30 protein-coding genes and 1 pseudogene are annotated in these 25066 nt (G+C 49.9%); 13 read left to right on the forward strand and 18 right to left on the reverse strand.

Going from position 1 to position 25066, the window contains the following annotated elements:
- Positions 1-16: 16 nt before the first annotated feature.
- Positions 17-1033 carry an adenylate/guanylate cyclase domain-containing protein gene (locus JVX88_RS34385; RefSeq protein ID WP_317134549.1) on the reverse strand — a complete coding sequence of 339 codons (1017 nt, stop codon included), beginning with the start codon at positions 1031-1033 and terminating at the stop codon, positions 17-19.
- A gap of 58 nt (positions 1034-1091) precedes the next feature.
- Here JVX88_RS34385 and msrP point away from each other — a divergent pair, with 58 nt between their 5' ends.
- Positions 1092-1706, forward strand: a complete 615-nt coding sequence (gene msrP, locus JVX88_RS34390) for a protein-methionine-sulfoxide reductase catalytic subunit MsrP (RefSeq protein WP_263975394.1) — start codon at positions 1092-1094, stop codon at positions 1704-1706.
- Positions 1707-1808: 102 nt separating this feature from the next.
- Here msrP and JVX88_RS34395 read toward each other — a convergent pair whose 3' ends face one another.
- Positions 1809-2189, reverse strand: a complete 381-nt coding sequence (locus tag JVX88_RS34395) for a metal-sensing transcriptional repressor (RefSeq protein ID WP_035999181.1) — start codon at positions 2187-2189, stop codon at positions 1809-1811.
- Positions 2190-2258: 69 nt separating this feature from the next.
- On the opposite strand from JVX88_RS34395, the gene JVX88_RS34400 reads away from it, so the two are divergent.
- The gene (locus JVX88_RS34400) at positions 2259-2906 is read left to right on the forward strand and encodes a hypothetical protein (RefSeq protein WP_211623316.1); all 648 of its coding nucleotides are present in this window, start codon (positions 2259-2261) and stop codon (positions 2904-2906) included.
- A gap of 202 nt (positions 2907-3108) precedes the next feature.
- Here the strand turns inward: JVX88_RS34400 and JVX88_RS43605 are convergent, their stop codons facing one another.
- Positions 3109-3717, reverse strand: a complete 609-nt coding sequence (locus tag JVX88_RS43605; protein WP_211623319.1) for an ATP-binding cassette domain-containing protein — start codon at positions 3715-3717, stop codon at positions 3109-3111.
- A 132-nt stretch (positions 3718-3849) separates the two neighbouring features.
- The gene (locus JVX88_RS34410) at positions 3850-4776 is read right to left on the reverse strand and encodes a pantothenate kinase (RefSeq protein WP_263975395.1); all 927 of its coding nucleotides are present in this window, start codon (positions 4774-4776) and stop codon (positions 3850-3852) included.
- A gap of 132 nt (positions 4777-4908) precedes the next feature.
- Here JVX88_RS34410 and JVX88_RS34415 point away from each other — a divergent pair, with 132 nt between their 5' ends.
- A complete protein-coding gene (locus tag JVX88_RS34415) occupies positions 4909-5883 on the forward strand; it encodes an NACHT domain-containing protein (protein ID WP_211623320.1) in 975 nt (324 codons plus the stop codon).
- On the opposite strand, the gene JVX88_RS34420 is transcribed toward JVX88_RS34415, so the two are convergent.
- Positions 5850-7064, reverse strand: a complete 1215-nt coding sequence (locus JVX88_RS34420) for a PAS domain-containing protein (RefSeq protein WP_211623322.1) — start codon at positions 7062-7064, stop codon at positions 5850-5852. The genes JVX88_RS34415 and JVX88_RS34420 overlap by 34 nt on opposite strands.
- A 36-nt stretch (positions 7065-7100) precedes the next feature.
- On the opposite strand from JVX88_RS34420, the gene JVX88_RS34425 reads away from it, so the two are divergent.
- Positions 7101-8276, forward strand: a complete 1176-nt coding sequence (locus JVX88_RS34425; RefSeq protein WP_211623324.1) for an ABC transporter transmembrane domain-containing protein — start codon at positions 7101-7103, stop codon at positions 8274-8276.
- Positions 8277-8533: 257 nt separating this feature from the next.
- Here the strand turns inward: JVX88_RS34425 and JVX88_RS34430 are convergent, their stop codons facing one another.
- The 5 genes from JVX88_RS34430 to JVX88_RS34450 form a co-directional block, all read right to left on the reverse strand.
- Complete coding sequence (locus tag JVX88_RS34430; protein WP_211623326.1) at positions 8534-9223, reverse strand: hypothetical protein; 690 nt, start codon at positions 9221-9223, stop codon at positions 8534-8536.
- 621 nt (positions 9224-9844) lie between these two features.
- On the reverse strand, positions 9845-10576 hold the full coding sequence (locus JVX88_RS34435; protein ID WP_211623328.1) for an NlpC/P60 family protein: 732 nt from the start codon (positions 10574-10576) through the stop codon (positions 9845-9847).
- Complete coding sequence (locus JVX88_RS34440; RefSeq protein WP_211623330.1) at positions 10576-11094, reverse strand: GTP-binding protein; 519 nt, start codon at positions 11092-11094, stop codon at positions 10576-10578. The genes JVX88_RS34435 and JVX88_RS34440 overlap by 1 nt, the downstream gene beginning before the upstream one ends.
- A 64-nt stretch (positions 11095-11158) precedes the next feature.
- Positions 11159-11779 (reverse strand): ATP-binding protein, encoded by a 621-nt coding sequence (locus tag JVX88_RS34445; RefSeq protein ID WP_211623332.1) that lies wholly within the window; start codon positions 11777-11779, stop codon positions 11159-11161.
- A 404-nt stretch (positions 11780-12183) separates the two neighbouring features.
- The gene (locus JVX88_RS34450; RefSeq protein ID WP_211623335.1) at positions 12184-12987 is read right to left on the reverse strand and encodes an RNA methyltransferase; all 804 of its coding nucleotides are present in this window, start codon (positions 12985-12987) and stop codon (positions 12184-12186) included.
- 408 nt (positions 12988-13395) lie between these two features.
- Between JVX88_RS34450 and JVX88_RS34455 the strand changes: the two genes are divergently transcribed.
- Together JVX88_RS34455 and JVX88_RS43610 are read left to right on the forward strand one after the other, a co-directional pair.
- A complete protein-coding gene (locus tag JVX88_RS34455) occupies positions 13396-13686 on the forward strand; it encodes a hypothetical protein (protein ID WP_211623337.1) in 291 nt (96 codons plus the stop codon).
- A 145-nt stretch (positions 13687-13831) separates the two neighbouring features.
- Entirely contained in the window at positions 13832-14359 is a 528-nt protein-coding gene (locus JVX88_RS43610) for a 6-phosphofructokinase (RefSeq protein WP_211623345.1), read from the forward strand.
- On the opposite strand, the pseudogene JVX88_RS43615 reads toward JVX88_RS43610, so the two are convergent.
- From JVX88_RS43615 to JVX88_RS34490, 7 genes and pseudogenes are all read right to left on the reverse strand, one after another.
- Positions 14241-14639, reverse strand: a pseudogene (locus JVX88_RS43615) (hypothetical protein); the annotation flags it as partial. The gene JVX88_RS43610 and the pseudogene JVX88_RS43615 sit on opposite strands and share 119 nt — an antisense overlap.
- Positions 14640-14769: 130 nt before the next feature.
- Positions 14770-15108: a DUF760 domain-containing protein gene (locus JVX88_RS34465; RefSeq protein WP_211623348.1), complete on the reverse strand. Its 339-nt coding sequence runs from the start codon at positions 15106-15108 to the stop codon at positions 14770-14772.
- Positions 15109-15427: 319 nt separating this feature from the next.
- Complete coding sequence (locus JVX88_RS34470; protein WP_211623350.1) at positions 15428-15787, reverse strand: ABC transporter substrate-binding protein; 360 nt, start codon at positions 15785-15787, stop codon at positions 15428-15430.
- A 232-nt stretch (positions 15788-16019) separates the two neighbouring features.
- Positions 16020-16400, reverse strand: coding sequence for an endonuclease domain-containing protein (locus JVX88_RS34475; RefSeq protein WP_211623352.1), 381 nt, complete (start codon positions 16398-16400; stop codon positions 16020-16022).
- 52 nt (positions 16401-16452) lie between these two features.
- Positions 16453-16914 (reverse strand): hypothetical protein, encoded by a 462-nt coding sequence (locus JVX88_RS34480; RefSeq protein ID WP_263975396.1) that lies wholly within the window; start codon positions 16912-16914, stop codon positions 16453-16455.
- Entirely contained in the window at positions 16895-18496 is a 1602-nt protein-coding gene (csx7, locus tag JVX88_RS40000) for a CRISPR-associated RAMP protein Csx7 (protein WP_225931282.1), read from the reverse strand. The genes JVX88_RS34480 and csx7 overlap by 20 nt, the downstream gene beginning before the upstream one ends.
- A 113-nt stretch (positions 18497-18609) precedes the next feature.
- Positions 18610-18981 (reverse strand): hypothetical protein, encoded by a 372-nt coding sequence (locus tag JVX88_RS34490; protein ID WP_211623354.1) that lies wholly within the window; start codon positions 18979-18981, stop codon positions 18610-18612.
- 390 nt (positions 18982-19371) lie between these two features.
- Here JVX88_RS34490 and JVX88_RS34495 point away from each other — a divergent pair, with 390 nt between their 5' ends.
- From JVX88_RS34495 to JVX88_RS34505, 3 genes are all read left to right on the forward strand, one after another.
- Positions 19372-19908: a hypothetical protein gene (locus JVX88_RS34495; RefSeq protein ID WP_211623356.1), complete on the forward strand. Its 537-nt coding sequence runs from the start codon at positions 19372-19374 to the stop codon at positions 19906-19908.
- 72 nt (positions 19909-19980) lie between these two features.
- The gene (locus JVX88_RS34500; RefSeq protein ID WP_211623358.1) at positions 19981-20310 is read left to right on the forward strand and encodes a putative collagen-binding domain-containing protein; all 330 of its coding nucleotides are present in this window, start codon (positions 19981-19983) and stop codon (positions 20308-20310) included.
- 267 nt (positions 20311-20577) lie between these two features.
- On the forward strand, positions 20578-20826 hold the full coding sequence (locus JVX88_RS34505; RefSeq protein ID WP_211623360.1) for a hypothetical protein: 249 nt from the start codon (positions 20578-20580) through the stop codon (positions 20824-20826).
- A 17-nt stretch (positions 20827-20843) separates the two neighbouring features.
- On the opposite strand, the gene JVX88_RS34510 is transcribed toward JVX88_RS34505, so the two are convergent.
- Complete coding sequence (locus JVX88_RS34510; protein ID WP_317134551.1) at positions 20844-21329, reverse strand: DALR anticodon-binding domain-containing protein; 486 nt, start codon at positions 21327-21329, stop codon at positions 20844-20846.
- Here JVX88_RS34510 and kdsA point away from each other — a divergent pair.
- The 4 genes from kdsA to JVX88_RS34530 all read left to right on the forward strand — a co-directional run bounded on the left by kdsA (position 21277) and on the right by JVX88_RS34530 (position 24827).
- Complete coding sequence (kdsA, locus tag JVX88_RS34515; RefSeq protein WP_211623365.1) at positions 21277-22131, forward strand: 3-deoxy-8-phosphooctulonate synthase; 855 nt, start codon at positions 21277-21279, stop codon at positions 22129-22131. The genes JVX88_RS34510 and kdsA overlap by 53 nt on opposite strands.
- Before the next feature lie 324 nt (positions 22132-22455).
- Complete coding sequence (locus JVX88_RS34520) at positions 22456-22815, forward strand: histidine phosphatase family protein (protein WP_317134552.1); 360 nt, start codon at positions 22456-22458, stop codon at positions 22813-22815.
- 202 nt (positions 22816-23017) lie between these two features.
- Entirely contained in the window at positions 23018-23701 is a 684-nt protein-coding gene (locus tag JVX88_RS34525; protein WP_211623367.1) for a hypothetical protein, read from the forward strand.
- Complete coding sequence (locus JVX88_RS34530; RefSeq protein WP_211623369.1) at positions 23583-24827, forward strand: polyketide synthase dehydratase domain-containing protein; 1245 nt, start codon at positions 23583-23585, stop codon at positions 24825-24827. Before JVX88_RS34525 ends, JVX88_RS34530 begins: the two co-directional genes overlap by 119 nt.
- Positions 24828-25066: the final 239 nt, after the last annotated feature.

Here is a 25066-nt window from a genome sequence, read left to right on the forward strand (position 1 = left end):
CGTCTATCAAACTGGCTCACTTGCCGCCCAACAACTTCTCTACTGGGCTAGTGTTGATCGAATTAAGAAAGGCATCCAGCTCGTCAAATGAACCCGCATAGGTGACCGTTTGACCGTCAAATCCCTTCAGTTCTACTTCATGCTGCTGAAACAGGGATGGATGCAGTCCAGCCTCCTTGAGATACTGATAAGTGGTTTCGCCAAACGCCACATCAACTCCAATTTGTTTAGTAGCTGATTCAAGCCGAAAGGCTGCATTGACGGTATCACCGAGAGCCGTGTAGTCAGGACGGTCACCCGTACCCGTATTACCCACCATTGCATAGCCGGTATTCAACCCTGCGCCAACCTTGAGGGGAAACGGCAGAGGATAGCGCTCGTGTAGTTGACTTGTCATTTTCTGCAGCGCACTGAGGGCATGGGCAATTCGGATCATTTCCTCTGGCGTCACCCGCTGGGCACCGTGGATCCAGACGGCCATGACCGCGTCACCGATGTACTTATCTACCCAGCTACCATACTCCCGAATGATATCGCCGGCACAGCGAAACCACGTGCCAATCACCTCTGAGAGCGTATTTTCATCAATTTGTCGAGTCATCCCCGTGAAATTGCGGATATCTACGACCAGCACTGAGATCAAGCGACGAACATGCAGGGTTGCCGTTGCCGTAAATTCCTGCGAGTCGATACCACCCATCGAAGCATCTGAAAGGGGATCAATCTCAGGTGCATAGAATTCCAGTTCGGTTTGACCAAAAGTAAGGCGGTCACCATTTTGCAAGGTTACAGGTACGCTAACTCGTCGTCCGTTGACAAACGAACCGTTGCGGCTACCCATATCGATTAAGTAGAATTCACCGGTTTCTACTCGTTGCAGCATCGCATGGTTACGAGAAATCCAGCGATCGGGTAGGACAAAGTTGTTGTCATCTCCGCGGCCAAAGGTCCAACAGTTGCTGCCTATCAGAGACAGATAACGACTACCTGACTCAGTTCGCAAAATTAGGTGGGGAACAGGTTGTGTAGTCACCACAGGCTAAAACCACTTGCGTTGCCCTAATAATGCATCCCGACTCGTGAAGACGCCAGTGAGCATTCGCCCTGATTTGGAGACGCTACAGCGCGAATTTCCGCTAGAAGAACGCCTCTATCGGTTCCGTTGTGTAGAAGCCTGGGCTATGGTGGTTCCCTGGATTGGGTTTCCGATGAATGCGATCTTGAAAGCGGTTGACCCTAAAGCTAACGCTAAGTTTGTGCGCTTCACGTCCTATTACGACCGCAGAATTATGAAAGGCCCAACTTTTCCCCCCAGCCAGTTTCTGCCGTTTCCCTACACCGAAGGGCTACGGATTGAAGAAATGGCAAACGATTTGGCCTTTTTTGCGGTTGGGGTTTACGGTCATACCTTGCCCAAACAGCATGGTGCCCCAGTTCGAGCCGTAATTCCCTGGAAGTATGGCTTTAAGGGAGCCAAGTCCATCGTTAAGATCGAGTTTGTTGAAACTCAACCTGCCACGTTTTGGAATACCATCAGTCCGGGTGAGTACAAGTTTGAATCAAACGTTGATCCAGAGGTTTCCCACCCTCGCTGGTCCCAGGCCAAAGAGCGGCTGATTGGTCCCAATTCCGAGTTTGACTGGGAGGAGGTGCCAACCTTGAAATACAACGGCTATGGTGAGTTTGTTGCATCGCTCTATGCCTAGCCTCGTTTGCACCTTTTGGACCTCACATACCTACTGCAATTTGGGTTGCGTCGGCTCTTTGATTATTCCAAGGGTAAAAAGGAAACCGTTGAGGTGAAACCGTCAGGGTAAAAAGCGATCGAGAGCAGATTTAAGTTCTTCAATTTCGGCTTCGATGTTACCTTGCTTGGCGGCACGGGCAATGCATTCGGTTAAGTGTTCATCCAAAATAATCCGAGAGACGCGATCGAGAGCGCCCCGAACTGCCGCAATTTGCACCAGCACATCCGGACAGGAACGGCTTTCTTGCACCATCATCTTAATGCCGCGAATATGGCCCTCAATCCGCGACAGCCGATTCACAATTCGCCGCAATGATTCCTCGCTGTGAACATGGGGATGGTTGGAATGCTCATCAGCATGAGGCAGCACATCATCCCCATGAAGCTGGCCGGGATGGCTGTGCCCAATCGATTGAGAGCGAGAGAGTTCAGAGGCTGTCATTAGCAGTTCACAGAAACGGTGTTTCTAAATCTTAGCCCAGCCCCAACTCATCCGTTGACCGCGAGTTGATTGCTGCGAGTTGATTGCCGCGAGTTGATTGCTGCGGTAATTAATCAGCGATTATTTACAGAGACCAGCATTGATAGTGGTGCTTTGTCGATGTTGGGAATGGTTGTGCATCGATTCGATCAACCGGGTGAATATCAAGGCACTGTGTTGCGGGACGGCCAAGCCGTGGCCAAGTTGGTACTGACCGTCGATGAATGCTCAACGGCAACGCAGGTGAACATTGATCTGGCAGCCCTGAATGCTCGTGAGGTGAGCGAGTTTAGCGTCAGTGTAGAGGGCTATGCCGTGTTTCATGTCTCGCGGGGTGTGGGCGGCTATTCGGTGGTGCTGCGCCGCAGTGAGGATGGCGATACCCACGAGTTCGACAGTCGCGAACTCAATGCCGAAGATAGCTTTGCCGCCACCTTGCTGCGCCCCGGCATCTACCGCGTCACTGAAACCTACAGTGGATATCGGGGTGAAATTGTCGTAGCCTATCCCGATCCAGCTGCTCTCCGTTGCCCCCTCGATCCAATTTCGATTGGATTCCAATGCAACGGCTTTGTGCCCGATTGGGTCGAGGTGCAGCCCACCCAAGGCATTGTTTACCGAATTGAGGAACGCGCCCGTATTCAAATTGACCTAGTTGAACCGATTGATCGGCAGTAATACTGATCGTAATTCACGTCTAATTTTGACCCCCTCTAGCTCCCCCTTAGTAAGGGGGAGGATTGGTTCGAGCCTAGGTTTGCTTATAGCCTTTTCCAGGCTAATCGAAGTACAAAAATTGGGTCAGGGGCACAGTCCCTGCATGGAGGCGAAGCCCCCACCCCCTACACCTGACATGAGTGAAAAACGCTGTATCAACAAATTACGTCTTCAACTGGGCATAGGTAAACTGCTCGAAGTTGCCTTCGTTGAGTTTATTCCAGGCGTAAACCCGGTTGCGGAACTGTTTCCACTCGTCAAATACGGATTTGAAATCGGCATCTTTGGCCGCAAATTCATCGTAGAGGGCAAACGAAGCTTGTTCAGCAGCAGTCATGATCTCATCGCTGTAGCGGCGCAACTGCACCCCACCTTGGATTAAACGCTGGAGCGCTTCGTTGTTCTGGGACTCATAGCGCGACAGGGTAATCATATTGGCTTCGTGGGCCGCCGTTTCAATTGCGGCCTGATACTCAGGCGGCAGCTTTTTCCATTCGTTTAGGTTGATCTGCACTTCCAGAGTCGTGCCCGGTTCCCATGTTACCTGCTCTTCACCATCGCCGAAATCCATAGTAGTGATTTCTAGCTCCATCCCAGCTAAGCAGCGCAGCAAGGTTGTTTTACCCACGCCGTTATCGCCTAAAATCACAGTCCACTGAGCTGGATTGCCGTTGCCATCCGAGAGATCGAGAACCTGTCGATCTTTGAAGCAAAGCACTCTTTCGACTTCCAATGACAGGAAATAGACAGGTGGAACATTCTTCGTTGACATTGTTGATATTGCTGTTTTGCGCCTGCTTGTGGATTGCTTTGACCTATTTGGCATGGGTTTGGCATGGGTTTAGCATGGCTTTGACTTAGGGATCCTCTGCGCTGATCATACTGGTTAGCAAGAAGCTTTGGATTAAAGCTGAGTTGCCACTTGTCTGATTCCCCAAAAAATAAGATGTGGATCGACCTCGATTTGAGCTGCCAACTTCGGATCTTGCTGCCGCAGCAAATCGATTAATAATGGAGCATCGCCACCCGTAAGCAGAATTGATCCGCTAGAAAACTGCTGTTGCCATGCGCTGACAAAATCGCGGATTCCTGCCAGTAGCGAGTAGAGCACACCGCTCCAAATGGCGTCAGTTGTATTAGTTGACCAGCGCTGAGGTAGGGAAACTTGACGATTCGAGAGGTAGGGCAACGCGGCAGTATGTTCAGCCAGGGAACGCAATTGTAGTCGCAGTCCGGGCAAAATCGCGCCGCCGACTAGCTGTGCTTCTGCATTGGCTCCTGTAAACGTCAGTCCTGTCCCCGCATCGATCACCAAACTGGGCAGACCATGAATCGTTGCCGCTCCCAGTAGCGCTAGAGCACGGTCAATTCCCAATGTGGGATATAGTCCTGTGATTGGAATTGTAGCTAGCGTGATGACTTGAGTCTGAGGATACGTCTGCCAGAGGGGCACTTGAGCTGGAATCACCGAAGCTAGCCAGAGCGGTTGTGAGGCTGGGATGTAGGGCAAGAAGTTCGGTACGGTCGGCAATTCTGCCGTTAGTCCTTCCGCACAGGCGGCAAAATCAAGCTGATGCTGGGTTAAATCAGCGATTAGCTCAGATGAAAAATGAGGCGTATCCCAGGCTTGCTGCAACGTTGTGCCCCTGAACCAAGCCCAGTGCAACCTTGAGTTGCCAATCACCAGCGCCAGCCAATCAGAATCAACCATGACGCTCAGGTATTGGATCGATCGAGGTTGACGGCAGGGCTTCCTGATTGGCAGCAGATGGATTAGCAATAGACTGATCTGCAACAGACATAGCAGCAGGAACAGAAACAATAGGTTCATTTTACTAAAAATTCAGATTGCCCTATCATTGCTCGGTTGCTTTACGGATCTGGCTGAAACCAACATTACCCCTGGCTGCCAGAAGGTTGCTGCGGTTGGTGCAGCTAGTTTTCCAACCAGGGTTCCGGTAAAATGAGCAGTGAGAAATATCAGGCTGTCATTATGGCGCGTCGAACTCGCAGGCTCTCAGAACAAGGCAAAGAGCTGATCAAACAAGCTAAAGACCGAAAAAAGCAGGAGTGGCAGGGAGAGCGAGATAATACTGTGCTGATTAAAGAGTCATTTGATGAAGAATGGCGCAGACGAGCGCAGGAATTCCATCCAAGCAGAATTTATATTACTGAGGCAACATTCAAGCGATTTCGTTGGTATAGAAAAGCGATTGAGGAAGATACCTTTATTGCGCTTTGTCAGGCAATCGATGTGAATCCAGATGAAGTTACAGACTATACCGATCCAGATATTATCTGCATTGGGGATTTGCCTGAGGCTCCCAAACCATTCTGTGGCCGTATCAGTGGGTTGAAAACACTTCAGCAGTGGGTAGCGGGCAAGCGACTAATTATCCTGAACGGTAGAGCGGGTATTGGTAAAACGGCTCTCGCTTATCAGCTGATGAAACAAATCGCCAGTCAGTTTGAGTTTCTGATCTGGATTTCCCTCGACTCAGAACCATTGCTCAACGATGTGCTAAACCAGCTAATTTGCTCTCTATCGAAAGGGAAGGAACGGCAGGGCAGCTTGACCGATTTGATGGGCTATTTCAACCAGTACCGGTGTCTCGTAGTAATTGACAACTGGGAAACCATTGTGGCAGATGCTGCTTCTAGACGCTATCGATCAGCTTATGAAGACTACGGCGACTGGCTGAAGCGAATGTATAGCAAACACAAAAGCTGTTTTATTTTAATCGGACGAGAGCAGCCACCAGATATGGCCTCAATTAAAGTAAAAGCGAAGGATGTGCTTCAGGAGTATCAGCTAGAGGGGCTACGCTACGAGGCAGACAAGGAGATTCTAAAAGCTGAAGGGTTGATAGGAACCGAAGCGGAACTGAAGCAATTTATTGAAATTTACAACAACAGCATTGCTCGAATCGACTCTTGATAAATAGTTTGGTCTTCAGGACAGGTGACAGCTTGAATCGTGCCACAGAGCAGTTCGGTCTCGGTGTAGCCTAGCAACTGGCACAGTCGCTGATTTACCTGCAAAAATTGGCCCGACAGCGTTGCTTGGGCAATGCCTACTGCCGCCTGCTCAAAAATAGCCCGAAATCGAGCTTCACTGGTTTGGAGCGCAATTTCTGTTTGCTTGCGTTCGCTGATATTGATTGACACTCCCACCATGCGGTTGAGCTGGCCTTGCGCGTCCGCAAAAACTTTCCCCTTCGCTAACACCCAAGTCGTGGAGTGATCTGCGAAAATTAAACGATGCACATCTTCAAATTCACCCGTTGTCTTCACAGCCATTTCCATCTTTTGTATCACCCGCTCCTGATCCTCGGGATGAACCATCAGGAGTCCTGCCTGTCCAGTCATCTGCCAGTTTTCGGCCTGCCATTGATTACCGGTTGTATGCCGTCCAATGCAAGTGATGTAATGATTGACAAAATCATGTTCCCAACAGACGATTTTGCTGGCTTCCAACGCTAGTCGCAATTGGGTTTCGCGTTTTTGCAGCGCAATTTCTGCTTGCTTTCGCACGGTGATATCTGCTGCCATCACAATTGCTGTCTCGATTCCTTCCAACTTTTGAATCGGCGCAATACACACTTCGTAGTGAGCCATTGACTGGGTTTTGCCAATCCCCACAGCCCCAAAGTAAGCAGCTTCTCTCTGAGCAAATACACTTGTCAAAACAGTTTCTAGCCGATCAGGCTGGTCTGGGATGAGATAATCAGTAATGTTGCGACCAATCAAGGTGCTGGCATCCCGCCCCGACAGAGAATGGTTAATAAACAGTGTCGTGCCCTGGCGATCCACAAGGCTGATGACGCTGGGAGTATTTTCCAGAATAGAACGCAATTTCGCTTCGGAAGCTTGCAAGGCTTCGGATGCCTGTTTGTAGCCGGTAATGTCTCGTCCCACGGCCTGAAATTCAACCAACTTTCCATCGCTGTCAAAAATGGCTCGATTCGTCCACTGCTGCCAGCCGATCGTGCCATTTGCTTTTAGAACGGCATGCTCCTGGGTGAAGATGCAGTGTTCTGGTGTGGCGCGATTCAGCTCGACGATCTGTTGCTGCACGCGGTCTCGTTCGGCTGGGGGTATGTGGGCAAAGTGGTGCAAAATATGTACGGCTGCCCTGGTCGCATTTTTAGTTCGTTGGGCGAAGCAGAGCAGTGGGCCGTGAATCAGTTGGGAATTTCCCTGCCCGAAGGTTTGGCAAGCGTTCCTCCTCGGAAAACGCCGTCCTTACGATGGCTTGTCATGCATCAGCGCGTCTCCCTACTATTGGCTGGACTGTTCGCGGCGTTGGGTGCAGCACTGGGGTTGGTGCCCTATTATCTGATTTATCTTGTCAGTCTGGAGCTGTTCACCAAACCTGTAGCCGCTGTTGATTCGCAGTATATTTGGACCTTGGCACTGCTGGCAGTCGGAGCTGTCGTTTTTAAAGGCATTTGCATGGGAGCATCGACCCATATCGCTCACATTGCTGCCTATAGCATCCTCTACAACACGCGCATCGAGTTGGCTCGCAAGCTGGGGACACTGCCGTTGGGCTATTTTAGCGATCGCACTACGGGCGAAATTAAAAAAATTATCCATGAAGATGTCGAACAATTAGAAGAAGGACTGGCACATATCATTCCTGATACGGTCGCAGGATTGACAGTGCCGATTGTCGCAGGCATTTTGCTATTCCTAGTAGACTGGCGCATGACGCTGGCAACCCTGGCTAGTGCAGTGGTGGCCTTGGGGATATTTGGTTTCATCATGTCGCGGTTTGACATGAGTGCCTACAATACACTGCTCGCCAAAATGAATGGTGCGGTGATTCAATACATCAACGGTATGAAGGTGATTAAAGCCTTTACGCGCACCGATTTGTCCTTCGCGCAATTGCAGGATGTGGTGGAAGAAATGCGGCAGGTTTACATTCGCCTCACCCGCACGATGGCATTTCCCTATGCCACGATGTTGACCCTGATGCGTTCTGCGGCAATTACAATTATTCCGGCTGGGATTATCTTGTATTTGACTGATTCTCTCAGCATTTCCAGTTTTATTTTATTTGTTGTGTTAGGTATTGGATTTAATCGTCCAATCATGAATGTGCTGTTTCATGGCATGACGGCGTTCTATCAAATCAATGCAGCAGCACAACGTATCACTCAGGTATTTAACCAACCTTCACTAGCAGAACCTCTGCAACCGAAACAGCCGCAGGGATATGCCATCTCCTTCCGCAATGTTTCCTTTGCATATAAAGAGACGCAAGTACTTAATCAAATCCGGAGTCAAATCAAATCTGATTTGAACCTGAGAACTAAGTCATAAACGTCAAGTAAAACGTAACTGGTCGTAATCCGTGAACTAACGAATGGTGATGATACCTTCGCGGGTGACTTTAATGATGAAAAAATTTTCTGCAAAGCTTGAAAAAATTGGGTGAGTGGAAGTAATGGTAAAGGCGAAATTGAGGGAGATGCGGGTAACGATATCTTTTTGGAGACGAGATCAGTCCGTATGTGCGCAATAGTCATTGTCGGATTGGTCCAATCGATACCTTTAGTCTACCAACCCAAACCTAAGTGCTAATCCGACTGCGTCCAAGACTCGTGGATCGTTTTAATGATGGAGCTACCCAGCCCCACCATATACAGACCAGAAATGATGCCACCCAAAATACCAGGAGCAGTCACTTTAGTACTGCTTTTAAAATAAAACAGACCAAAGACGCCGCCCAGCAAATTGAGCAAGCCTAATGCAAAACCAAGTTTTGAGCGTGTTTGCCGACTGGCGACCAGCAGCCCCCAGCTCAAGCAAAAATAGCTCAGGGATGGATCAAAGATATAGAAAGGAGCAATTGGCAACACCGAAAAAGATTGTCCTGCCGAGAACCCTAATCTGATGCCAGAGAATATGGTGAATCCGCCTACGATAATACCGTAGACTTTACACAGTCCAGGTAGTACCAAACATAAAAAGACAACAAGAACTGTTCGTATCGGTGAATTTAATCGCCAAAGCACATACAAAATCAGACATATTGATAAAATAACTAAACCTATTCCAAACGCCAGAGGCCAAACAGACTCGGAGTTTGGAATAGTTGAAACTTTTGCCTGCGCAGGCTTGCTGGTTCGTTTTCGTTCAATCCTGACTGGATTTAGTGTGTCCCAACGGCTTCTTTGAATTAATCGTTCAAACTCTGCTTCGGCCTGTTTGATTTTCTTGTATCTATTTTGATCCCTATTCCGATCTCTATTTTGCTTTTCGTTCATTCTGATCCCATGATGGAGGTGAAGCATCCTAGGCTAAAAAACAGCTTTGGACAAAATTTTGGTGGATTTCACAAGGTTATATAAACATCTAGCCGGTTCAAGCCAAAACATATGCAGCTCTGTTCTACAGTCCTAAGTCAATCAACATCACTAATTTGAAGATCCGTAGTGCAAGCGTCTCGCTGGCGCAGGGTGACCTTGAAGATTCTGTCTAATTTGAGCCAAGCGTTTCAGGTGTTTCATGCTCAGAGTCGAACTTGGGGAGATGGCAGGCTGCGTGCTCCAGAGTTGACACTAGAGCGGGTACAAGTACGGCTTGGCCTGGTGTTGATTACCCAAAAAGTTTTGCATTGTCTGCTAACGCAAAGCTTGGGCTTAAAAGCGCCTAGCGATCTGTAAACCTCTGAACAAATAAACAAAGGTTATATTTCTAATGCAAAATATTTGTCACATCTATGTAACGTTGGCGTCAAACGGATGACAAAGACAATCAAGGTCTGTTATGCTTACTGTCGTGTGAGGAGCGAACCAGCAAGGGTACCGAGACGAAACACGGTCAGTCGTCGGTGCCCTTTCTGATTTTTAAACCTGTTTGTAACCTGATTTGAATTTGAGCCGAATTTAATCTACTCGATGAGCTTGGGGAATGTAGCTGGCTACGACTCGGCCTGCCCCCCGCAACTGACGATAATAAGCTTGGCTGACGGCATCCCCTTGGTCGGACAACACATCAATGCCGATGCCGTTCCGTCCCTGATCTTTGCCAGAACTGTGCATGTAGTACCCCTCACCCAGGTAAAGGCCAACATGGGTGGCGCGGTCGGGCCGACCGAAGAACACCAAATCCCCCGGCTCTAGCTGGTCTAATTGAACGGGCTGGACGAAAGCTTCTTGCTGATAGGCATCTCTGGGCAGCCAAATTCCAGCTACAGCAAAGGCCGTTTGCATCAGACCCGAACAGTCGTAGTTGGGTCCCACCGTGCCGCCCCAGAGGTAGTGATTCGGCTGCATCATCACTTGGTGCGTGTAGGCAATTACCTGCGGTAACCGAGCGCGAATTTCTGCTTCTGTCAATACCAGGGGGTGATAGCTCGCTTCTGCCACCTCGAGTAAATCCAGATCTTCGGTGGCGATCCAACCCGGATAGTCATCTTCGCAAAGCTGTACGGGTATGGCCTGAGCTTTACAGTCGAGTTCTATTCCTGCCATCAGGCAGAGCTGTCGTCCTGCCACCGCTTGAGTTGCCAAACTCTGCAAGGCCGGAGAATCGTAGAAGTTCAAATTGCCTAGACATTGATATTCCAGAATCTCACCCGCCTCCAGTGCGGTTCGAATTTGCACCAAGGAAACCATCAGCAGCAACCATCCATACGCTGAATCTTATACAGCTCGTCTTTCAGCCGTTCGATACCGTAACCCGTTGCGGAACTTACCGGAACGATGGCCGCATCGGCTAGGAATGAGTCATTTACTAATTCCGCAGTTTCAATTGCGGCAAGTTGGAGCATCTCTTCGTCAACCAGATCGCTTTTGGTTAGGGCGATAACGCCGCTCTTATGTCCCAACAGGCGGCATATCTCAAAATGTTCGCGGGTCTGGGGCATAACGCCCTCATCTGCTGCGATCACAAGCAGGACGATGTCGATCCCGCTTGCTCCCGCCAGCATGTTCTTAACGAAACGTTCATGGCCCGGAACATCTACAAATCCGAAATGAACATTTCCGATCCGCATCTGAGCGAAGCCAATATCAATGGTAATACCACGCCGTTTTTCTTCAGGAAGGCGGTCGGCATCAATGCCAGTAAGAGCGCGGACAAGCGAGGTCTTTCCGTGATCGATATGCCCGGCGGTACCTATGGTAAGCTCCATAACGGTTAACGCTGGAATATTAACATCTACAGCTCTGAAACAGGAGAAACAGGCAGGACAAGGACTAACCCGCAGCTGCATTTTTCGCCGCGGGGTCGATAAATTTCTTCATTGTGATCGCGGTTCCGTCATCGGTATGTTCGATCATGACCTCATCCATCAGCTTTTCCATCAGCTTTAGCCCCCAGCCGCGACGGCCTGTTTCGGATGATCTCGTCGGGGCATCGGCGAGCCGAACGCCGCGATTGGATACGCGCACCGCGATCGCTGATGAGGTTACGAAAAACTGCAGGCGTATCCGGGCATCCGGACTATGACTGTGCTCGGCGGCATTGATACACGCTTCGACAAGCGCCGTCTTCATTTGGTTTATGTCGTGTGCCTTGACCCCATAGCGTTTTGCGATCTCTTCCAATGTGTGGGCGGCGATCATCTCGGTCTCTTCGCCCATTGGTATAACGATCTCATATTCAGCTTTCGGAACAACGGCATTCTCTGGTTTATTAGAAAGAAGTTCTTCGAGCAGCTGGACCTGTGCCGCGGAGGAACCGAATGCTGACCGTGCCACAAGCAAGTCGGCCGCCTCATCATCAAAACCATCTGGTGCAACCAGCCAGATCTGACAATTCTCAAACCCTGAATCAGCGGCAATACCTTCAAGACGCTCGCACCATTCGACTGCCAACTGTTTGTTTCAGCTGACTGAGCTTGAGCATCTGACCGTTTGCGAGCCAAACGGCGCTGTAATCCTTTAGGGCGTCTGGGAAAATCCAACACAGTTCAATCCTCAAACCTACTTGGAAAAAACAAAGCGGCACACTACTGGAACCAAATTTCAATTCGATGCTTCCTGCTACAGGCCAAATAGTTTGGGGCGGTCAGCAAGCTGCCTCATTTTAATCATTCTGGCGAAATTGGCAAATTTTTTCGTCTCATCCGAAACTTGCTGACTAAAAATGCCTTTAAGACCTGTTTCTATTCACCTTTCTCATCTAGTTTTTCGCATGTTTTCTCGTGCAGTAAAGACTATCGGATTAATTTGCAGTGGAATGATTTTATTACAAAACTTTAGAGAGTCCCGAGCAGCCCTCAAAACGGCACGTTTTGTAAAGCCCATTCCATTTGACTCAAAATGCCCCGCAGCATTGCTACTTCAGTGGCGGAAAGCTGGGCACGGCTAAACAAGCGGCGAAACTTCTCCATCCGGCTATCCACTGTATGTGGATACAAATAGCCAATCCTTAACAGTAAGGATTCCAACTGCTGATAATAGCCCTCCAGCATATCCAAGCTCGCCAACTCCTCGCTGGCTGAACCATTGGGCTGCTCTGCTACAGTCCCTTTGCTTTCTCCACGTCCACAAGCATTGATTCTCTGCTCCCCCGCTTGCCAAACTGCTAGCTCATAGCAGCAAATGGCAACTGCTTGCGCCAAATTTAAAGAACCATACTCTAGACTCGTAGGAATACGGACAAACCGCTGGGCATGATTGAGTTCGGTTTTGGTTAAGCCATGATCTTCGCGACCAAAAATCAATGCTGAGGCAACAGGCTTGCCCATCGAGTTTGCCTCTAGCAGCCATGGCAAGGCAGATCTAGGGTGTTCGAGCTGAACCGGAAGGCTGGTGTGATCGAGTCCGGTGGTAGCAATCGCCCGCTGGCAGCCAGTCAGTGCCTCCGGCAGTGTCATCACTCGCCGTGCAGCCTCTAGAACATCTACGGCATGAACTGCCATTTGGCGCGCCTCACTTCCCAGCGGGTCGCATTTCGGATTTACCAAAACCAACTGCTGCAGTCCCAGGTTCTTCATGATTCGAGCCACTGATCCCACATTCAGCCCTCCAGCGGGTTCCACCAATACGATGCGCACGGCTGCTAGTGAGATTTCAGTCATATAACTCTTCCTTGCCGTTAGTTGAATTGGCATTACTGCGGTGCGGGTTTTAACCCCTCACGCCGTGGCGGGCTGCCCTGCACCTTCTATCTTAGAGATCCATTCTCAGAACGGGGCTGAACTTTAGATCAACTATAGAAATGACTCTTGAGACAGAGATGAACGTCAGCTTGGCAAGGGCTGAGTATGACAAGTTGGGCAGCATTGTGTCGCTGATGTGTGTTGTCGATTATGGATGTGGCTGTGCGCTACAAAGCCATCTTCTCTTAAAATCTTGAAATCTACGTTTCAGATTCTTCTAAAACATACGCATAGAGTATGGCAGCGTTCTATCTGCAAACAAGACGCTAGTAATAGAGGCTCTTTTTAATAGAAATTGACTCTTATCAGGCTATTGGAGCAATCTGTATGACCAATCCTCAAAACCTAGAACCCCGCGTCGAACGTCTAGAAGTTGACATGATCGAACTCAAGCAACTGGTTTCTGACCTGCGCTCAACTGTTGCAACGCTAGCCGACATCGTGGCAACTCATGAAGCCCAGCATGAAGAATCCAGGCAATTGCACGAAGAATCCAGGCAATTGCACGAAGAATCGAGGCAGCGATTTGAGCGCTTTGTAGAACAAGCTAATCAGGACCGAGCGTTGATGTTGCAACTGATTCAAGCCATTGCTCAAGGCCGTAACGGTGGCGAATAATTGCAATTTACTGAAAATCGCTCCGTTCCTTTAAGATTCCGTACAAAGATGAGAAGGCTCGCAATCAGGAGCAGCATAATTAATTTCGGTGTTGGGTTTAACAAAATAACTTCATTTCTCATCTTTTACGCTGCAGGAGAACGCGATGGGAGCATACAAGCGGATCGGAATTTTGACCAGCGGTGGGGATTGTGCCGGCCTCAATGCTGTGATTCGAGCAGTAGTACATCGCGCTTCTACCTACAACTGGGATGTTTGGGGCATCCAGCAAGCGACAAAAGGATTGATGGCCCGTCCACCCCAGGTTGTTTGCCTAGAGCCGACCGAGGTCGATACGCTACTCACAATGGGCGGCACCATCCTGGGCACCACCAATAAGGGGAATCCCTTTGCCTATCCGATGAGTGATGGCTCCCTGAGCGACCGTTCCAATGAAATTATCGAAGGCTATCACTTGCTGGGATTAGATGCCATGGGAACTGACCACCCTGCTGCATTAGCTGCTGTGCCGCCTGATGCAAATTGCGAGCACGAGCATAGTAGCCCAAGCCCTGCCATGCCTTCAAGACCTGCTGCTGGTTCGCTGCGGCCAGAGCTGCAATCGTGGGGAACTGAGCCAACCAGCGTTCGTAGTAGGGAATCACGGTTTTTACCTGGGTCTGCTGGAGCATAATTTCCGAAACCCAGATGGCGTAGGGGTCTCTAGTTTGACGCCAGGGCAAGCTGCGGCCATGAACGGCATACCAGCATAGCAACAACTGGCGCAATTCCACCACGACTGATGAATTCAGCAGCTCCTGGTAGCGGGCTGCCTGCACTCCAGCTTGGTCAGGATGAAGCAACCAAACGCCAGAACTGTCCTTTGCTTGGGTACTTACTTTTGGACTCTTGGGACTCTTAAGACTTTTGGGACTCAATGCTCTGGAGTTGCTGTGAATTGGATTTGCAGTCATTAAAAAAGGACCTGGCCATTATCGCGAAAATCTGCCAAGTCCTCAAGTTGCTAGCAATACAAATGCTACTCAGAACCTATTATTGTGAATCCATTTTTAAATGCCTGTTCTTCGGAATCCGCCAGCGGCTCTATTCAGCTTCTGGTGCACTTGCCTCAGTGGTTTGGAGGGCATGCTCGAACTGCATGCGTTGCTCTGCGTTGCGGAGGAAATATCCGCTCATCATTGCCGAAGCCAGCAGTCGTCCCATGTGCTCACGGCTCGTAGTAATCGTGATGTCAAAATGCTCAGAAGGTAGTCCACCCAGAAGTCCAATAATATTGCGTTCCATCACTTGCAGCACTTCGCCCGAGCCAGGTTTAGATAGTTGAGCTACGGTTTCTGGACTCATGGACTGAATATACTGCCAGAGTAAGTTGCTTGACTCACCACCAAAGTATTCGGAAATTTTATTCGTTGCGTTGTTCACGGTAGGAACCTCACTCGGACTGTGGCCTTTGGTTTATGAACTTAATGTAACAAAGGGCAAAACCGAGTACAGATGGGCAGAACCGAACCTAGAAAGACGGATCTACGTAATCAGAAGGCTAGGAGCCAGAAGTCAGAAATCAGGAAAGAGGCAAATCAGGAAGCGGCGGCGGGCCAGATGCCCGCACTCTATCGATGATTGGGTTTAGGAAAGAACCGTTGGTAAATTCGGTGCATCCCGATTACTGGAATCTTGGCGACACTCACTGACTTCAATACTTTAGGAAAGCGCAGAGTTTGCTTAAAGAACGCTTCATTTTCTAACGCGCTAAAGGAACTTGGACAGTCGGTGCGATCGCCGATAGCAACTCATATTGACTGGGTTGAGGCTTGTAATGTGACGTTAAAATCAAATCTGGTTTGAGCAGCAAAATTTTTTCTAATGAAGCTTGATCTGGATACCCAACCATCGTAGCTCCTGCAACATCATCAAGCGATACACCGAAAGGAGATTCTTTCTCCCCAAAGTTATAAGAGCCATAACCAATTGGCTTGATACCGAGAGCAATCAGAGGGTCGAGTGTAACATTGGGATCTAGTGCAATAATGCGCTGCAGATTTAGTGGAACACAAGTTTCGCCAAGTTCGTGCTGAACAACTCGGCACTCAGCAGGCGTCAAGGAAAGATCAGGTTTGTAGATGACAGATTGGGAACAAGCTGTGATGAACAGAAAGGATAAGAACAAAGACATCCACGATAACGGTTTAATGAAGCGATAGAATTGCCTCTTGACGCCGCTTGGATTGACCCCCCTCAGTCCCCCCTTGGTAAGGGGGGAGGTTGGAAGACAGAGTTCTCTTTCGGTGAGGAAAAAAGGGCTTAACTTTTGTTTCCTCCCCTTACCAAGAGAGCTAGAGTGGGGGAGACTGCCGCAGTTGACGAACTGTTTGTGCAATTGCCGCCAGCACTTCATCCAACTGTTGCTCGATCTGTTCATTGCTGAACCTCACTATGCATATTCCGTGGGCTTCCAGGAATTGTTGTCGCTCCTGGTCATAGGGAATAGTTTCAGGCTGAGTATGGTAGCCACCGTCAACTTCGATTGCGAGTTTAAGGTCCGGTGCATAGAAATCTACTACAAAAACATCGATGCTGTATTGTCTACGAAATTTGCAGTTTTCGAGCTTTCCCCCTCTTAGCTTTGCCCAAAGGGTAGTTTCAGCTGGGGTTGAGCGTTGGCGGAGCAGGCGGCGTTTTTCGAGTTGGGTTGTTTTGTTGTAAAGACGGGTCATGGGTGGGATCAGGGAGTTCTTTGGGTTTAGGATTCCCTGATATTTACCCCCCTTAATCCCCCCTTGGTAAGGGGGGAGACCGGAGGTGGAAGGGGAAAGACCGGAGGTGGAAGGATAAGTTGAGAGCAGATAACACAAAATAGGGCTGATCAAAGACAACTTTACCAAGTGGCGATCGCCTTGCCAGAATATACTCAGGAAAACCAGATAAATTGGCATCACAGTTGAGAAACTGGTGACTCCACAGAATAAATTTTTTTCGGTAAAGTTTCCAGACTTCTTTCAGCACCGGATAAACTAAATTCTCACAGATAGCAAATTCCGAGTTATCCACAACGGCGTCTTCCATCATGAGCTGTAGATCTTGCCGGAAATAGTCAGAGATGTTGAATTTGACCTCTGTAATAAAATCAGCTTCGGTGTATTTAGTCTGAAATTCTTTAACGGTTTCTCCAAGGCTCCGGTAGGCGCTAAAGGACATGATGACTTCACCTCTAAGTGTTTTGCGTTGCACTACGTCTATTCTCTTCCTGATGCGATGACTCGATCAAGGTTTGGAGGTGATTGATAAATTGCTCTACCCACTGTTTTCTATACTTAGAAGCATCTTCGTAGGCAGAGGAGTCATCATTGACCAGTTTACTTAAGTAAGACATAAGCTTCTCAGGATCAGTCTTTTGGAGAGCAGTCTTTTTAGGATCGGTCGTGGAGCGAGCATCAAACCACTTCATTTCTAAATTTTCAAGTTTCACAACTCCTAAACCCCGTGATCGTCCTCCTCCTAAAGGAATCTGCTCAGTTTCAAACTGGTGTAAGCCAATCATGAGCAAGCCCAGCTCCCAGTTCTCAGCATTTTCAACAATGGCATGAAACTGAAATGGAGTGCCAGCAGGTACAACCTGAAAATCATAGAGCTTGCCATCAGCAGCAGTTTCCGTATCGCGATCGATAGCAACCCCATCCCGTTCTTGGTATTGCCCAAACCAGGCATCGGGTAAAACGGTTAGATCTCGAATCTGAAATTTGCTCGATAGCCAGGGAGAACCAAATAACCGCGATACTAAATCGGTTTCTGCAAGGATTGCTTGCGTCAAAAGCTCATCTTTCTTGCCTACCCGCTGACTGGCTTGCTCATCTTTCGGATATAACCGTTTAAGTTCCTGCTCAACTTCTTCTTTGATCCCATTTCTTCCATTGAGTCGTTCATTCGTAATCGACCACTCTGCTTCAACGGCAGGATTAGCTGCTAACTTGACATCAATCCCTCGCAAAAAACTTTCAAGGCGCGATCGCATGGCTCCTTTGAAGCTAGATTCCGCTCCAACCTTGGAGATGATCCGCCCTTCGGTGGCCTGCATAAGTAATGTATCTAGTCTTTCGCTGCCGCCGACGAGTTCCGGGAAGCTTTTCATAGCGTTCACTATTCGAGCACAAGCCTCGCGGGTTTTTCGGTCAAAATGGTTCGGGGGAAGGATCAGGCTGATAACGGCTGTCGCCATGGCGGTGAGCGGAATCGCAAAATTTGGCGCGGCACAGCCGTCGATGGCTGTCTTGATCTTTGAGAAAGGTATCTGGCTGAAGTCAGAGATAGTTTTGAGAATTAGCTGCTGAACGGGATTCTCTTTCGAATCGTAGGTTGCAAGGTCTGCCCCAATCTGTCTAGCCGTAGCCAGCATTCCGGCGTGTTTTCCTGAGCAATTATTATGAAACTGGGTTGGATATTCGCCCGCACGCTGCATCCGTTCCGCTTCTTTCTCATAAAAGGGCAGGTGAGCCCCGCAGCGGAGATGCGCTTCCGTTAGCCCGATGCGCTCGATCATCAATTGAGCGATGCGTACGTGGCGTGCTTCGCCGGAATGCGATGCGCAGGCAAGAGCTATCTCTTCATCAGAGAATGCAAAGGCATCTGCCGCACCGGACGTTATCAACGGGATCGCCTGAAACGGTTTCGCGGCTGAACGTGTGAAGGTAACTGTCTTCGGGTTCCCTATGGACAGTATTTCGGTACCGTTACCGTCAATTACAAGTGCATGTCCGTGATGGCACGATTCAAGCACATCGCCCCGATAGACTTTTGCGATGATCTTTGCGGGCATAATTATGAAGAACCCCTTGCTTCGGATCGTTCGACGATCTCTTCGGAATAATTGAAAAGAATAAACTTACAACTTAAGCATCGATCAAAAAGCGCCCAATCAAATTTTACGCATCAGTTTCGTGATGCTCCGGCGATCATTTCGCGCGCGTTCTCACGTGCGGCATCGGTGATCTTTTCGCCCGCAAGCATTCGCGCGACCTCTTCGATGCGTTCGGGAGCAGAAAGCTCGCGAATACCAACCTTCGTCTTATTTTTACTGATGGATTTCTCGACAACGAAATGCCGGTCTGCCTTTGACGCGATCTGTGCCTGATGCGTAACGCAAAGCACCTGCTGCGTTTCGGCAAGGCTCTTTAGTTTTATCCCGACCGCTTCGGCCACGCGTCCGCCGATGCCTGCACGCTGATCGAACGTACCCCACATCGCCGCGTTCGACGGGTTTTTGAGCGCATCAAGAAGTTGGGTGGTTGTGCGGGTGTCCATGGGCGTCCAACCCCCGGCCAGCCGAGGCGGATCCCGCCGCCGGAGGCGGGGAATAACGGATTTTAGCCGGTTTTCGATTTCTCTCGTCCGCAACTGCAAGAACGGGCAGGGCTGCCGCCCACAGATCGGGAGCAACCCTCGGGCCAACGTCAAGGTGACGGCGCAGCCTCGAGGCTGACTCACGAGTAGGAGAGAGACATGCCTTTGACACCCACTTTGCTTCTGCGCTCCGGAGTCTTGGCACTCGCAATAGGGGCTTCCGCGGCCCCGGCGAACATCGTCAACGGGAGCTTTGAGACTGGGAACCCGTACGGCGGCGCGCCCGGTGGCACCACGTACCTGACGCCCGGAACGCCCGCTCCGTGGTTTGCGACCGTCTTTACGCCGGATTTGTACGACAACACCGGTGCTCAGGGCTACGGCCTTGGCGGCCACTTCACCTACGACAACATGTTCCAGGGCTTGGTCGCCCATGATGGGAACAGGTTCATCGGCTTCGCCGCATCAACCTCGTTCGGAGGCATCAGCGAGGCCTTCGCCCAAACAACCTCTCCGCTGACCGCTGGCGTGCTTTACACCATGTCCGCCGCGATCGCCGCCGATGACACAGGTCGAGGTCAGGCCAACTTCGGCGGACCGTACACCGGACGCGGCGAGGTCAAGGTGCTCCTGAACGGCAACCTGATCGGTGTCTTCACCCAGAACACACTGTCGTTGACGTGGGAGACTCGATCGTTCAGCTTCATCGCCCCGGCCGCATCGAGCTACACCTTCGAGTTCGTCGCCCAGCTTTCGACGGGCAACCCGGGACGCCCGCCTGAGTCGAGCTACATCGGGCTGGACGGCATCACCCTTATCCCGACCCCATCGGCTCTCGGTGTGCTTGCCTGTGGAGCGATGGCGTTGGCACGTCGTCCGCGACGCTGAGTCTACGCGTGCATAAGCGACGCGACGTTCGAGTCATCACCCAACGCATAGAAATCATCGGAGGACGACACAGTGCGCACTTCACGCCGGTCTCTTTCACGCATCGCAGCCTCAATGCTGGCAAGCGGTGTTCTCGTGGCGGCTACATCGCCCGCGAGTGCGAGCAGCAACTACAAGCCGATTCAAGTTAATTTGACCAAACTAAAAGGCGATTCGGTGAATGCATCCTGGTACGATCCTCGCCAAGGAATAGCAACATCGATCGATACGTTTGGAGTGAAGGAGCCGTCAGCATCGAATAAAACCTTTGCTCCAACTACGGATGGCCGCGGTCAAGATTGGGTATTGGTACTAGACCAATCCGACCACTCTTTTCCAACACCGGGAGCATCGGGAGCATAAAGATCGAGAGTACAACGACAGTGATTTCTAGAGCAGCGATTTTTATTTTCGAGAAAGTAAGTCAGAATACATCTTGCGGCCGAGGGGATGTATTACTTTGGTTCAAAGTCAACTAGGTTTTATATTTCTTAAACTTTAATATAGGGGGTGCCAAAGCAGGGCGCTGGGATGTTGAGAAGACTATGCGAGCTTAAGACTGATTGAAGTTGACTCGTGCCTTGTAGACCAACCATACTTCAATTTTTTCGATTCCAAGGAGCTAAATCTATGAACAGTGGTCCGTCCTTTGAATTGCTTTCGTTTCTGGCTAGCCTGAGAAGCGGCATTTGGCTCCTAGGAATTTCGTCCTGGATTTTTGGCATCATTGACCGCAGTTTTGCCTCATTCGCCGATGGTTACCTGTCTGCGCTGGATATTGTTCAGTTGTTTACTGCCTCATTTTTCTTTGTCAGCTGGTTGTTCCTGAAGCCAACGTCCCTCAGGGTGCTGGCTGCCCGCAGCACAAAGGAGATTTAGAAGAAGATCTAGCCGGTCTACATGCGTTCTAGAACGGCGATACCGAGGAGCGCCAGTCCTTGTTTCAGGGTGCGCGCCGTTAAGTTGGACAGGACTAAGCGAGAGGTGCGCTGTGGCTCTTCGGCCTGTAAGACAGGACAACGATCGTAGAATTGATTGAATTTTTGGCTCAGTTCAAACAGGTATTGGCAGAGCCGATTTGGCATCAAATCCTCCTCGATGAAGCTAAGGACTTCGTCGAAACTGAGCAAATGCTTAGCGAGAGCCAATTCAGTCTCTTCTTGCAGCACGATTGGACAATCGGTTTCCAGCTGGCTAAAATCGATGTCGCCTTTGCGGCTAATGCCCTGGATACGCACATAGGCATAGAGCAGATAGGGCGCTGTATTACCCTGGAGCGACAGCATTTTGTCGTAGCTGAAGATATAGTTGCTGGTGCATTGTTTTGATATGTCGGTGACTTCGTTTGAGATCAGTAAAGTAGGTTTCGGTTCGCCGGACATCTCGTTTATCCTTGGTCCTTGTGTCGTTGAGTCGCGAGACCACGCGATGTTCATGGCTCAGGAGATAGGGGACATTTGCCGTTCGGTGGGCGTTGGTTTTGTTTATAAGTCTTCTTTTGACAAAGCGAATCGAAGTTCCATTGAAAGCTTTCGCGGGCAAGGAATAGAATTCGGGCTCGATGTGCTGCGGCAGGTCAAGGAAGAGATCAACGTTCCAATTATTACGGATGTACACGAACCTTGGCAGGTCGAAAAGACCGCCGAAGTGGCTGATATCCTGCAGATCCCCGCATTTCTTTGTCGGCAGACAGATCTGTTAGTCGAGGCTGCCAGGTCGGGTAGAGCGGTTAACGTAAAGAAGGGCCAATTCCTCGCACCATGGGATGCAAAGAATATTGTTGACAAACTGCGGTCTGCGGGCTGCGATAAGATACTGCTCACCGAACGCGGAGCCAGTTTCGGTTATAACAATTTGGTTGTTGATCTTCGCTCGTTCCCAATAATGAGATCATTCGGGGTGCCGGTAGTTTTTGACGTAACGCACAGCCTTCAGCTTCCTGGCGGTCTTGGTAAAGCAACGGACGGACAAGCAGAATACATCGAACATTTTGCACGTGCGGGTGTGGCTTGCGGGGTTGATGCGGTCTTTATGGAAGTTCATGACGATCCTGCAAAGGCTCCAAGTGACGGCCCTAATCAACTGCCGCTTGCACGACTAGAAAAGCTTCTGATCAAACTAAAACAGATCCACGAACTTATAAATGAAGATCAAAACGCAGAAACGCACAAAGGCGCGGCTTAGTTTCTTTTCGCCTCTAGCGTTGTTTATGTTCCTGTTCGCGTATGCCGTCGGAGCATCAGCTCAGGCCGATGCGCGCCTTGCCGCGACGTGGCAGGTTGTGAAATATGATATCTCTGCCGAACTTCCAACAGCCGAAGCTGGCCGTGAGATGTCGGTCAAGGCAACATTGGAAGTGCAAAACGTATCGGGTCGGCCGGCAAATTCGCTTACCTTGCGGATTTCGCCAAATGCAACAATTTCGACAGTTACGCTGAATGGAAATACAGCGGATTTTGGGCGATCTGAAGAGAAATTCGGTAGTGTTGTTATGCAGCGGAAGGAGAGTTGCAACAGTGGCAGCGGGCACCCGAAACGGTACAGATGCCCGAAGGCGAAAATCTACAGCAGGTGTGGCAGCGAGCCATCGAAGCTTGGCAGCAAATTGTGGCAACCACGCCTGAGCAGACCAGCGATCGTCCGGTAACCACGCTGGTGGTGGCCCACGATGCTGTTAACAAAGCTCTCCTCTGTGCTCTCGTTGGTCAGGGACCGGAGCATTTCTGGACCTTTAAGCAGGGCAATGGGGCAGTCACGGTGATTGACTATCCCCATGGTATCAACGCCAAACCTGCGATTCAGGCGATGAACATTACTAGTCACCTGGGTGGTGGTGTGCTGGATAAAACGGCGGCAGGAGCGCTCTAAGCTAGGTTAGGCGAGGCTGAAGTGGGGGTTGTTATCAACTCTTGTAACAAACTATAAAAGCTGAGCTGGCAAGGATGCCGGACAATGGAGTCTGGATTGAACGCTTGAACAAATCTCGTAGTCCGAATCAGAGTTCATTCGGGGTTTGTACCAGATATTCAATCTCGCATTCAATCTCGATTTCCTTCTATTGGCTGCCTGTATGACTCGTGAATTGCTGCGACAAGTTCGACTGCTCGATCCTCTAACCCATACCGACCGGGTTGCTGATGTCTTGATTGAGGCTAGTGGAATTGTCGCCATTGAGTCCGCGATTCATCAACTCTCAACCGACACCAAAATTCAGGACTGCACAGGCTTGATACTGGGTCATGGCCTTGTCGATCTCTATAGCCATTCCGGTGAGCCGGGGTTTGAAGATCGAGAAACCCTGGATTCGCTGCTGCAAGCAGCCACGGCAGGCGGCTTCACGCGGCTCAATCTACTCCCCGACACCCAACCGGCAATCGACAATCCGGCAGCAGTGGAGTGGGTGGGTGCTCAACTTAGTAATAAGGTGACTCAGGTACGCTGTTGGGGCGCGTTGACCCTTGGGGCAAAGGGCGACCAGATGGTTGAGCTGGGAGAATTGGCTGCGACTGATATTGTGGGCTTTACCGATGGACAACCGCTGCAAAATTGGGCGCTGATTCGGCGGATCCTGGAATATGGGCAGGCATTGGGCAAACCGATTGCCCTGTGGTGCTGCGACCGGGCGCTGGCAGGGAATGGCGTGGTGCGAGAAGGCCGAGAGTCGATGCGACTGGGACTACCAGGCGTCTCCACCTTTTCTGCGCGATCATCAGGTCGATCAACGTATCGTTTTCCCCGCCGCTGCGTTTATTGAAATGGCGTTAGCGGCTGTAGGCACAAATTCAAAGATACAACCAAAATCGTCTTGGATCTGTTTGGAGAACCTGACGATACAACAAGCTTTGATATTAGCTGAAACGAGAACGGAAACACTCCAGTTGATTCTAGAACCTACAACTGACTTTAAGATTTATAGCTTGCAGCCCGATTCAGAGAATTGGCAACTGCACTGTACCGGATGCGGCACTCTCTTAGACAAATCTGAATTCCCGCAGCCAATTGATCTAGAAACATTGCGATGCTCGTTTTCTGAAACCTATTCGGCAAGTGAACATTACCGCTACTGTCAACAGCAGGGATTGAATTATGGTGAAAGTTTTCAAGCGGTGCAGCAGATTTGGCGAAGCGAAGCCGAAGCATTAGGGAGAATCCACCTGCCGGCCTCAATTGCACCGGAACCCTATTATTTGCATCCCGTATTGCTCGATGCTGCCTTCCAGGTGATTGCGGCAGTACAGCCGGTAACGGCTCGTGCTACCTATCTACCCGTTAGCGTGGCTCGTTTGTCCTGGTTTAAGCAGACCGGATCGCTGCTCTGGAGTTATGTCAAGCTTCATCCCTGGCGAAGGGATTCTCAAATAACTTCAGAAAGCCCTGCCACCCTAACGGTCGATATTCAGCTTCTGAATGCATCTGGGGAGCTAGTAGCCCAAGTTGAGTGCCTTACCCTGCAACGAAGTCGTGAAATTCTTCAACCCACTCAGATAATATCTACATCAGCATCCACACTAACGTCTGCAACAAATGCTTGGCAACACTGGCTCTACCAAGTCGAGTGGCGATCCCAGCCCCAATTCGCGCAATCAGAATTTAACGATGTCGGCACATGGCTGATTTTTGCCGATCAGCAAGGCGTCGGGGCACAGCTCGCGGCTCACTTGGCAAATCAAGCTCAATCATGCTGTTTGGTCTATCCGCAGGGTTCCTCATCGACTCTAACTGAAACCACACCCAGCTATTGCATCAACCCCACCGATCCCGCCGCCTTCGAGCAATTGCTAGTCCAGGTCGGACAACCCATGACCCTAAAAGGCGTGATTTACCTCTGGAGTTTGGACGCCCATCCAGACCTCGAAATCACCGCTGCGTGTTTAACCTGAGTGATGGTGCTCATTATGATTTGTAAAGATTTACTTCGGAGACTGTCTTAACTAGACTAACAAAACACTTGCCCAGCGAATAGAAGCAAATCGCAAACAAAACCAGATCTGAAGCGATATTTGAAGAATTTTGAAATTTCAATGAATCAGAAAACCACACTGATGTCAAATCAGGGCATCTAGTTCAGTGCCTACTAACTATCTATCCGAATTTCTCTAACTGCAAGTCAGTAAACTCG

The sequence above is a fragment of the Leptolyngbya sp. 7M genome, assembly GCF_018128485.1.

Coding starts and splice junctions, on each gene's coding strand:
- JVX88_RS34395 (WP_035999181.1), bottom strand. CDS start 2,189: ATGACAGCCTCTGAACTCTCTCGCTCTCAATCGATTGGGCACAGCCAT.
- JVX88_RS43605 (WP_211623319.1), bottom strand. CDS start 3,717: ATGTCAACGAAGAATGTTCCACCTGTCTATTTCCTGTCATTGGAAGTC.
- JVX88_RS34410 (WP_263975395.1), bottom strand. CDS start 4,776: ATGAACCTATTGTTTCTGTTCCTGCTGCTATGTCTGTTGCAGATCAGT.
- JVX88_RS34415 (WP_211623320.1), top strand. CDS start 4,909: ATGAGCAGTGAGAAATATCAGGCTGTCATTATGGCGCGTCGAACTCGC.
- JVX88_RS34430 (WP_211623326.1), bottom strand. CDS start 9,223: ATGAACGAAAAGCAAAATAGAGATCGGAATAGGGATCAAAATAGATAC.
- JVX88_RS34435 (WP_211623328.1), bottom strand. CDS start 10,576: ATGGTTTCCTTGGTGCAAATTCGAACCGCACTGGAGGCGGGTGAGATT.
- JVX88_RS34440 (WP_211623330.1), bottom strand. CDS start 11,094: ATGGAGCTTACCATAGGTACCGCCGGGCATATCGATCACGGAAAGACC.
- JVX88_RS34450 (WP_211623335.1), bottom strand. CDS start 12,987: ATGACTGAAATCTCACTAGCAGCCGTGCGCATCGTATTGGTGGAACCC.
- JVX88_RS34455 (WP_211623337.1), top strand. CDS start 13,396: ATGACCAATCCTCAAAACCTAGAACCCCGCGTCGAACGTCTAGAAGTT.
- JVX88_RS43610 (WP_211623345.1), top strand. CDS start 13,832: ATGGGAGCATACAAGCGGATCGGAATTTTGACCAGCGGTGGGGATTGT.
- JVX88_RS34475 (WP_211623352.1), bottom strand. CDS start 16,400: ATGACCCGTCTTTACAACAAAACAACCCAACTCGAAAAACGCCGCCTG.
- csx7 (WP_225931282.1), bottom strand. CDS start 18,496: ATGCCCGCAAAGATCATCGCAAAAGTCTATCGGGGCGATGTGCTTGAA.
- JVX88_RS34490 (WP_211623354.1), bottom strand. CDS start 18,981: ATGGACACCCGCACAACCACCCAACTTCTTGATGCGCTCAAAAACCCG.
- JVX88_RS34505 (WP_211623360.1), top strand. CDS start 20,578: ATGAACAGTGGTCCGTCCTTTGAATTGCTTTCGTTTCTGGCTAGCCTG.
- kdsA (WP_211623365.1), top strand. CDS start 21,277: ATGTCGGTGACTTCGTTTGAGATCAGTAAAGTAGGTTTCGGTTCGCCG.
- JVX88_RS34510 (WP_317134551.1), bottom strand. CDS start 21,329: ATGTCCGGCGAACCGAAACCTACTTTACTGATCTCAAACGAAGTCACC.
- JVX88_RS34525 (WP_211623367.1), top strand. CDS start 23,018: ATGACTCGTGAATTGCTGCGACAAGTTCGACTGCTCGATCCTCTAACC.
- JVX88_RS34530 (WP_211623369.1), top strand. CDS start 23,583: ATGGCGTGGTGCGAGAAGGCCGAGAGTCGATGCGACTGGGACTACCAG.